The 8,271-nt window shown below is 48.8% G+C and carries 7 protein-coding genes and 3 pseudogenes; 7 read left to right on the top strand and 3 right to left on the bottom strand.

Going from position 1 to position 8,271, the window contains the following annotated elements:
• Nucleotides 1-300, top strand: a pseudogene (locus tag BGK49_RS05595) (IS1-like element IS1X2 family transposase); the annotation flags it as partial.
• A 352-nt stretch (nt 301-652) separates the two neighbouring features.
• On the opposite strand, the pseudogene BGK49_RS29070 reads toward BGK49_RS05595, so the two are convergent.
• Nucleotides 653-857: pseudogene (locus tag BGK49_RS29070) on the bottom strand (hypothetical protein).
• 401 nt (nt 858-1,258) lie between these two features.
• Between BGK49_RS29070 and aphA the strand changes: the two are divergent.
• From aphA to BGK49_RS05575, 3 genes are all read left to right on the top strand, one after another.
• Complete coding sequence (gene aphA / locus BGK49_RS05585) at nt 1,259-1,972, top strand: acid phosphatase AphA (protein ID WP_005026022.1); 714 nt, start codon at nt 1,259-1,261, stop codon at nt 1,970-1,972.
• Nucleotides 1,973-2,082: 110 nt separating this feature from the next.
• Complete coding sequence (locus BGK49_RS05580) at nt 2,083-2,499, top strand: secondary thiamine-phosphate synthase enzyme YjbQ (protein ID WP_000270377.1); 417 nt, start codon at nt 2,083-2,085, stop codon at nt 2,497-2,499.
• Nucleotides 2,500-2,502: 3 nt separating this feature from the next.
• Nucleotides 2,503-2,859 (top strand): MmcQ/YjbR family DNA-binding protein, encoded by a 357-nt coding sequence (locus tag BGK49_RS05575; protein WP_000155655.1) that lies wholly within the window; start codon nt 2,503-2,505, stop codon nt 2,857-2,859.
• 34 nt (nt 2,860-2,893) lie between these two features.
• Here the strand turns inward: BGK49_RS05575 and uvrA are convergent, their stop codons facing one another.
• Nucleotides 2,894-5,716, bottom strand: coding sequence for an excinuclease ABC subunit UvrA (gene uvrA, locus BGK49_RS05570; RefSeq protein WP_000357691.1), 2,823 nt, complete (start codon nt 5,714-5,716; stop codon nt 2,894-2,896).
• 253 nt (nt 5,717-5,969) lie between these two features.
• Between uvrA and ssb1 the strand changes: the two genes are divergently transcribed.
• Nucleotides 5,970-6,506 carry a single-stranded DNA-binding protein SSB1 gene (gene ssb1, locus BGK49_RS05565; RefSeq protein WP_000168305.1) on the top strand — a complete coding sequence of 179 codons (537 nt, stop codon included), beginning with the start codon at nt 5,970-5,972 and terminating at the stop codon, nt 6,504-6,506.
• A gap of 98 nt (nt 6,507-6,604) precedes the next feature.
• On the opposite strand, the gene BGK49_RS05560 is transcribed toward ssb1, so the two are convergent.
• Complete coding sequence (locus tag BGK49_RS05560) at nt 6,605-6,886, bottom strand: YjcB family protein (RefSeq protein WP_001295689.1); 282 nt, start codon at nt 6,884-6,886, stop codon at nt 6,605-6,607.
• Between the two features lie 429 nt (nt 6,887-7,315).
• Between BGK49_RS05560 and pdeC the strand changes: the two are divergent.
• Together pdeC and BGK49_RS25525 are read left to right on the top strand one after the other, a co-directional pair.
• Nucleotides 7,316-8,050: pseudogene (gene pdeC / locus BGK49_RS05555) on the top strand (c-di-GMP phosphodiesterase PdeC); the annotation flags it as partial.
• Nucleotides 8,051-8,106: 56 nt separating this feature from the next.
• Nucleotides 8,107-8,271 (top strand): IS1 family transposase (locus BGK49_RS25525; RefSeq protein ID WP_047664789.1); only part of this gene is annotated, 165 nt, incomplete at its 3' end.

Below are 8,271 nucleotides of genomic sequence, written 5' to 3'. Positions count from 1 at the left end.
ACGGTTGTGGCGCACGTCTTCGGTGAACGCACTCTGGCCACACTGGAGCGTCTTCTGAGCCTGCTGTCGGCCTTTGAGGTCGTGGTATGGATGACGGATGGCTGGCCGCTGTATGAATCACGCCTGAAGGGAAAGCTGCACGTTATCAGCAAGCGTTACACTCAGCGCATTGAGCGACATAATCTGAATCTGAGACAACATCTGGCAAGGCTGGGACGGAAGTCACTGTCGTTCTCAAAATCGGTGGAGCTGCATGACAAGGTCATCGGGCATTATCTGAACATAAAACACTATCAGTAAGTTGGAGTCATTACCTTCCTTTCCCTATTTTTTCGTGTGGAGTAATAATTTCTGCACATCTAACCATTATTAAATTTAATAATAAGTATCGGGTTTGTTACGATAGAATATTTCTATATCCTCAAGAATATGCTTTGCCTTATTGCCTGTGACTTTCTGAGATTCAATTATAGTATCGTTAAATTCTAATGTTAAAGAGAACTCTTTTTTTCCGCTTTGTGTAAGTTTAACCTTATATTGATTACCAATATCAAATAAAAAGGTCCTGTAATGAGAATAATCACCTTTAACCTCCTCGGCAAAACAGCAAAGCGTGCAAATATACATAAAGTCTTTCTTACCCCTGATTTTGTTAACTAAATAAATGCGTGAAAAACTTTACTTGCAATAGAACTTGATACTTCTTCTCCAGGTCTACAAAAATCTTTTGCAATTTTTAACTGTGTTTCTATGTATAAAAAGAAATCTTTGACATAAGAAAAATCTTTATTATTTAGTGCATCTAGCTCAACAGGTAAAGATGTCGTTTTGTTGCTATTCATATATGATATATTCATATCATCATCTCCATCGCGAGTAATAAAAATAATCACCATTGTAGGATAGGGTTCTGGTCAATCAGGAATCATCTTTATAAACTTCGATTGTTTTTGTAATGCTGTATCATTAAGTTCATTAAATCGTACAGCAGATAAATGTTCTATCAAATTTCGCTCATTTGCAGAGGATTCATCATAATAAACGTAAAATTAATGTATCCTTACATCGAGTAATAAACATTTTTTATACAAAAAAAGATAGGAACGTATTTACTGGGTTAAATATAATCATCCTGCTTTTCATCACAAAAACCGCAGATAATCCTTCCTTTCCCCTGCAGCTGGCGTTATGGTCAGATGGTTTTTGCAACAAATCTCACAATAAAAAGTTTCAACATACTGACTATTTAGGGAAAAATATGCGCAAGATCACACAGGCAATCAGTGCCGTTTGCTTATTGTTCGCTCTAAACAGTTCCGCTGTTGCCCTGGCCTCATCTCCTTCACCGCTTAACCCTGGTACTAACGTTGCCAGGCTTGCTGAACAGGCACCAATTCATTGGGTTTCGGTCGCACAAATTGAAAATAGCCTCGCAGGGCGTCCGCCAATGGCGGTGGGGTTTGATATCGATGACACGGTACTTTTTTCCAGCCCGGGCTTCTGGCGCGGCAAAAAAACCTTCTCGCCAGAAAGCGAAGATTATCTGAAAAATCCTGTGTTCTGGGAAAAAATGAACAATGGCTGGGATGAATTCAGCATTCCAAAAGAGGTCGCTCGCCAGCTGATTGATATGCATGTACGCCGCGGTGACGCGATCTTCTTTGTGACTGGTCGTAGTCCGACGAAAACAGAAACGGTTTCAAAAACGCTGGCGGATAATTTTCATATTCCTGCCACCAACATGAATCCGGTGATCTTTGCGGGCGATAAATCAGGGCGAAATACAAAATCGCAATGGCTGCAGGATAAAAATATCCGAATTTTTTATGGCGATTCTGATAATGATATTACCGCCGCACGCGATGTCGGCGCTCGTGGTATCCGCATTCTGCGCGCCTCCAACTCTACCTACAAACCCTTGCCACAAGCGGGTGCGTTTGGTGAAGAGGTGATCGTCAATTCAGAATACTGACAGAGCGGGAGAGCGTGATGCTCTCCCGAATGCTGTTTTTTTAATCACACCTTTATCCTTTCGCTGTCTTGCTGCAAACTGATTAAGAGAGTTTTATCAAGGAGCAGCACATGTGGTATCAAAAGACGCTCACGCTTAGCGCCAAATCTCGTGGGTTTCATCTGGTAACGGATGAAATTCTGAATCAGCTGGCTGATATGCCGCGCGTTAACATCGGCTTACTGCATCTGTTGCTGCAACATACCTCCGCCTCTCTGACACTTAATGAGAACTGCGATCCCACCGTACGCCACGACATGGAGCGTTTTTTCCTCCGCACCGTTCCCGACAACGGAAATTATGAGCATGACTATGAGGGAGCAGACGATATGCCTTCTCATATCAAATCCTCAATGCAGGGAACATCGCTTGTATTGCCGTTACATAAAGGGCGTATTCAGACCGGCACCTGGCAAGGCATCTGGCTGGGGGAACATCGCATCCACGGCGGATCGCGTCGCATCATCGCGACACTACAAGGGGAGTAAAAAATGACCATTTCGGAGTTGCTACAATATTGCATGGCAAAACCAGGCGCAGAACAGAGCGTGCATAACGACTGGAAAGCGACGCAGATCAAAGTGGAAGATGTACTGTTTGCGATGGTGAAAGAAGTAGAAAATCGCCCAGCTGTTTCGCTGAAAACCAGCCCGGAGCTGGCGGAGCTGCTACGTCAGCAGCACAGCGATGTGCGTCCTGGCCGCCATCTGAATAAAGCGCACTGGAGCACCGTGTATCTCGACGGTTCGCTGCCGGATTCGCAAATCTATTATCTGGTGGATGCGTCTTATCAGCAGGCAGTGAATTTACTACCGGAAGAAAAGCGTAAATTGCTGGTACAACTCTGAAAGGAAAAGGCCGCTCAGAAAGCGGCCTTAACGATTACAGCATCGGCTTGAGGAAGCGTGCCGTATGCGAAGCTTCGCACTCCGCGACGGTTTCTGGCGTACCGGAGACGAGGATTTCGCCGCCGCCACTGCCGCCTTCTGGTCCCAGGTCGACAATCCAGTCAGCGGTTTTGATCACGTCGAGATTGTGCTCAATCACCACAATGGTATTGCCCTGATCGCGCAGTTTATGCAGCACGTCGAGGAGTTGCTGAATATCGGCGAAGTGCAGACCGGTGGTCGGCTCGTCGAGAATATACAGCGTCTGCCCGGTGCCGCGTTTTGACAGCTCACGCGCCAGCTTCACGCGCTGGGCTTCACCACCAGAAAGTGTGGTTGCGGACTGCCCCAGGCGAATGTACGTCAGACCAACGTCCATCAACGTTTGCAGCTTACGCGCCAGAGCTGGCACCGCATCAAAGAACTCACGCGCCTCTTCGATGGTCATATCCAGCACTTCGTGGATGGTTTTGCCTTTGTACTTAATTTCCAGCGTTTCACGGTTATAGCGTTTACCTTTGCACTGATCGCACGGCACGTAGATATCCGGCAGGAAGTGCATCTCCACTTTGATCACACCGTCGCCCTGACAGGCTTCGCAGCGCCCGCCACGGACGTTAAAGCTGAAACGTCCTGGCGTATAACCACGCGCACGGGATTCCGGTACGCCCGCAAACAGTTCGCGCACAGGTGTAAACACGCCGGTATAGGTCGCCGGGTTAGAACGTGGAGTACGACCAATTGGGCTTTGGTCGATATCGATCACTTTATCGAAATGCTCCAGCCCCTGAATATCGCGATACGGTGCCGGTTCGGCGATGGTCGCACCATTCAACTGGCGTTGGGCAATCGGGAACAGTGTGTCGTTAATCAGCGTCGATTTACCGGAACCTGAAACCCCTGTGATGCAGGTAAACAGACCGACTGGCAGCGTGAGCGTCACGTCCTTCAGGTTGTTGCCGCGTGCACCTGTCAGCTTCAGCACTTTTTCTGGATTCGCCGGAACGCGTTTCTTCGGCACTTCAATCTTGCGTTTACCGCTCATGTACTGCCCGGTCAACGATTCAGGCACCGCCATGATCGCTTCCAGCGGACCTTCTGCGACCACTTCACCGCCGTGAACACCCGCACCAGGACCGATATCGATCACATGGTCAGCGGCGCGAATTGCGTCTTCGTCATGCTCCACCACAATCACGGTATTACCGAGATCGCGCAGATGGATAAGCGTACCCAACAGGCGCTCGTTATCGCGCTGGTGCAGGCCGATAGACGGCTCGTCCAGTACATACATAACGCCAACCAGGCCCGCACCAATCTGGCTCGCCAGACGGATACGCTGGGCTTCACCGCCGGAAAGTGTTTCTGCCGAGCGGGAAAGTGTCAGGTAATTCAGGCCGACGTTAACGAGGAATTTCAGACGATCGCCGATCTCTTTAAGGATTTTTTCTGCAATCTTCGCCCGCTGACCAGCTAGTTTGAGATTGTTGAAGAATTCCATCGCATGACCGATGCTCATGTCGGAGATAGCAGGCAGCGGCGTATTCTCGACATAAACGTGGCGCGCTTCCCGACGCAGACGCGTCCCTTCGCAGCTGGCGCATGGGCGATTGCTGATAAACTTGGCTAATTCTTCACGTACCGCACTGGATTCTGTCTCTTTATAACGGCGCTCCATATTGTGCAGCACGCCTTCGAACGGATGACGACGGATGGAGGTATCGCCACGATCGTTCATGTATTTGAATTCAATGTTTTCTTTGCCAGAACCGTACAACACCACTTTATGCACGTTCGCGCTCAGGCTGCCCCACGGCGCTTCGACGTCGAACTTATAGTGATCTGCCAGCGATTTCAGCATCTGGAAGTAATAGAAGTTGCGGCGATCCCAGCCACGGATCGCACCGCCAGCCAGTGACAGCTCGGGGTTTTGGATCACGCGGTCAGGATCGAAATATTGCTGTACGCCAAGGCCGTCACAGGTTGGGCAGGCACCTGCCGGGTTGTTAAACGAAAACAGTCGTGGCTCCAGTTCACGCATACTGTAGCCGCAAATTGGGCAGGCGAAGTTGGCGGAGAACAGCAGCTCTTCCGCTTTCGGGTCGTCCATATCCGCCACTACCGCTGTACCACCGGAAAGCTCCAGCGCGGTTTCAAACGACTCCGCAAGACGTTGGGTAAGATCGTCACGCACCTTGAAGCGATCAACCACCACTTCAATAGTGTGTTTCTTTTGCAGTTCCAGTTTCGGCGGATCGGAAAGATCGCAGACTTCGCCATCAATACGAGCACGGATGTAACCCTGGCTTGCCAGGTTCTCCAGCGTTTTGGCGTGTTCGCCTTTGCGCTCTTTAATGATTGGCGCGAGTAGCATCAGACGCTTGCCTTCCGGCTGCGACAGCACGTTATCCACCATCTGGCTGACGGTTTGCGCCGCCAGCGGGACGTCGTGGTCCGGACAGCGCGGTTCGCCGACGCGGGCGAACAACAAACGCAAATAGTCGTGGATTTCGGTGATTGTCCCCACCGTAGAACGCGGGTTATGAGACGTCGATTTCTGCTCAATTGAGATGGCAGGAGAAAGCCCCTCAATATGATCGACGTCCGGCTTTTCCATCAGTGACAGAAACTGCCGCGCGTAGGCGGAAAGGGATTCAACGTAACGGCGCTGCCCTTCGGCATATAAGGTGTCGAAAGCGAGCGAGGATTTGCCAGAACCCGAAAGCCCGGTCACGACAATGAGCTTGTCGCGGGGGATAATGAGGTTGATGTTTTTGAGATTATGGGTGCGGGCGCCCCGAACTTCGATCTTATCCATTCACCTTTCCCGGATTAAACGCTTTTTTGCCCGGTGGCATGGTGCTACCGGCGATCACAAACGGTTAATTATGACACAAATTAACCTGAATGAATATACAGTATTGGAATGCATTATCCGGAGTGTTGTGTAACAATGTCTGGCCAGGTTTGTTTCCCGGAACCGAGGTCACAACATAGTAAAAGCGCTATTGGTAATGGTACAATCGCGCATTTACACTTATTCAGAACGATTTTTTTCAGGAGACACGAACATGGCCAGCAGAGGCGTAAACAAGGTTATTCTCGTTGGTAATCTGGGTCAGGACCCGGAAGTACGCTACATGCCAAATGGTGGCGCAGTTGCCAACATTACGCTGGCTACTTCCGAATCCTGGCGTGATAAAGCGACCGGCGAGATGAAAGAACAGACTGAATGGCACCGCGTTGTGCTGTTCGGCAAACTGGCAGAAGTGGCCAGCGAATATCTGCGTAAAGGTTCTCAGGTTTATATCGAAGGTCAGCTGCGTACCCGTAAATGGACCGATCAATCCGGTCAGGATCGCTACACCACAGAAGTCGTGGTGAACGTTGGCGGCACCATGCAGATGCTGGGTGGTCGTCAGGGTGGTGGCGCTCCGGCAGGTGGTAATATCGGTGGTGGTCAGCCGCAGGGCGGTTGGGGTCAGCCTCAGCAGCCGCAGGGTGGCAATCAGTTCAGCGGCGGCGCGCAGTCTCGCCCGCAGCAGTCCGCTCCGGCAGCGCCGTCTAACGAGCCGCCGATGGACTTTGATGATGACATTCCGTTCTGATTTGTCATTAAAACAATAGGTTATATTGTTTTAAGGTGGATGATTAAAGCATCTGCCAGCCATAAAAAAGAAGCCTCCGTTATGGAGGCTTCTACGTATCAGGTCAAAATCATTGGCCATTGTGGCGGTGTCTGATTCATCTCTTCTATCATCACCGACTCGATGTTGTGCCAGATAGCGGTGATGTCCGCCATTGTGATGCCAAGCAACCCCATTGCGAACCAACAGGCGGAAACAACGCCCAGACCGCTGCTGATCACCGCAAGCCCGACATAATCAGACCGACGAAAACGGATGTTGAGTGTGCTGGCCAGAAACATCATTACGGCACTAAGAAGTTGCCAGCGAAGAAGAACCACGCCAGTGGTGAGGGTAGCCATCAAACAATTCCTCTGAAAAGAGCCGATGCCCTGGACAGCGCGGCGTTGTTCACGGGAGGCGTGGTACACTCTGGCTATCGCGGGGCTTGCAGAACACAAAAATGAAACACTCTGTTTGTTTCATTAATTTTGTGAAATATATCACAATTGATTGTTTGTTAGCCATATTAGGCCGTGACTTTTATTGCTGTACAGATTATGTGGTTTTTCAGTGGCATTAAGGGCATATCTTCCCGCCGCCTCTGCATTCCTGTAGGAAATTAATTTTGAATATCAATGAATTATTTTCATCCAGGTGACGATTAGAAAGGTATCAATTTCAAATCAGGCAAAAGTGCTATTTATACCGTAAGATTTATCTAAAGACGTCGGTACCCAGGGTTTTCACCTTACAATGGCCGGGTATAAACAGGCAGGAAATTGATAGCAATGAGTCATCGTGCACGACACCAATTACTGGCGTTGCCGGGCATTATCTTTTTAGTTCTCTTTCCCATCATTCTTTCGCTATGGATTGCCTTCCTTTGGGCAAAATCAGAAGTGAATAATCAGCTCCGAACCTTTGCTCAACTGGCACTGGATAAATCCGAGCTGGTCATTCGCCAGGCAGATTTAGTGAGCGATGCAGCTGAACGCTATCAGGGGCAAGTTTGCACTCCAGCCCATCAAAAGCGAATGTTGAATATTATTCGTGGCTATCTTTATATTAATGAATTGATCTATGCCCGTGATAACCATTTTTTATGCTCATCGCTGATAGCGCCTGTAAACGGCTATACGATTGCACCGGCCGATTATAAGCGTGAACCTAACGTTTCTATCTATTATTACCGCGATACGCCTTTTTTCTCTGGCTATAAAATGACCTATATGCAGCGGGGAAATTATGTGGCGGTTATCAACCCTCTCTTCTGGAGTGAAGTGATGTCTGATGATCCGACATTGCAATGGGGTGTGTATGATACGGTGACGAAAACCTTTTTCTCGTTAAGCAAAGAGGCCTCGGCAGCAACGTTTTCTCCGCTGATTCATTTGAAGGATTTAACCGTACAAAGAAATGGCTATTTATATGCGACAGTTTATTCGACAAAACGCCCAATTGCAGCCATTGTTGCGACTTCATATCAACGTCTTATAACCCATTTTTATAATCATCTTATTTTTGGGTAATGCTGCCAACTTACTGATTTAGTGTATGATGGTGATTTTAAGGTGCTTGCGTGGCTTCCATTTCCATCAGATGTCCTTCCTGCTCCGCTACTGAAGGCGTGGTGCGTAACGGCAAAAGCACTGCCGGACATCAGCGCTATCTCTGCTCTCATTGCCGTAAAACATGGCAACTACAGTTCACTTACACCGCCTCTCAGCCCGGTACGCACCAGAAA

It is taken from the genome of Shigella sp. FC1544 (assembly GCF_001722145.1).
GTDB classification, from domain to species: domain Bacteria; phylum Pseudomonadota; class Gammaproteobacteria; order Enterobacterales; family Enterobacteriaceae; genus Escherichia; species Escherichia coli.
Note: the sequence above shows the minus strand (reverse complement) of the source record. Positions and strands in the feature narration are given on the sequence as shown.

What these genes read in the sequence shown, in the direction of transcription:
- aphA (WP_005026022.1), top strand. Translation starts at nt 1,259, where the DNA reads ATGCGCAAGATCACACAGGCAATCAGTGCCGTTTGCTTATTGTTCGCT.
- BGK49_RS05580 (WP_000270377.1), top strand. Translation starts at nt 2,083, where the DNA reads ATGTGGTATCAAAAGACGCTCACGCTTAGCGCCAAATCTCGTGGGTTT.
- BGK49_RS05575 (WP_000155655.1), top strand. Translation starts at nt 2,503, where the DNA reads ATGACCATTTCGGAGTTGCTACAATATTGCATGGCAAAACCAGGCGCA.
- uvrA (WP_000357691.1), bottom strand. Translation starts at nt 5,716, where the DNA reads ATGGATAAGATCGAAGTTCGGGGCGCCCGCACCCATAATCTCAAAAAC.
- ssb1 (WP_000168305.1), top strand. Translation starts at nt 5,970, where the DNA reads ATGGCCAGCAGAGGCGTAAACAAGGTTATTCTCGTTGGTAATCTGGGT.
- BGK49_RS05560 (WP_001295689.1), bottom strand. Translation starts at nt 6,886, where the DNA reads ATGGCTACCCTCACCACTGGCGTGGTTCTTCTTCGCTGGCAACTTCTT.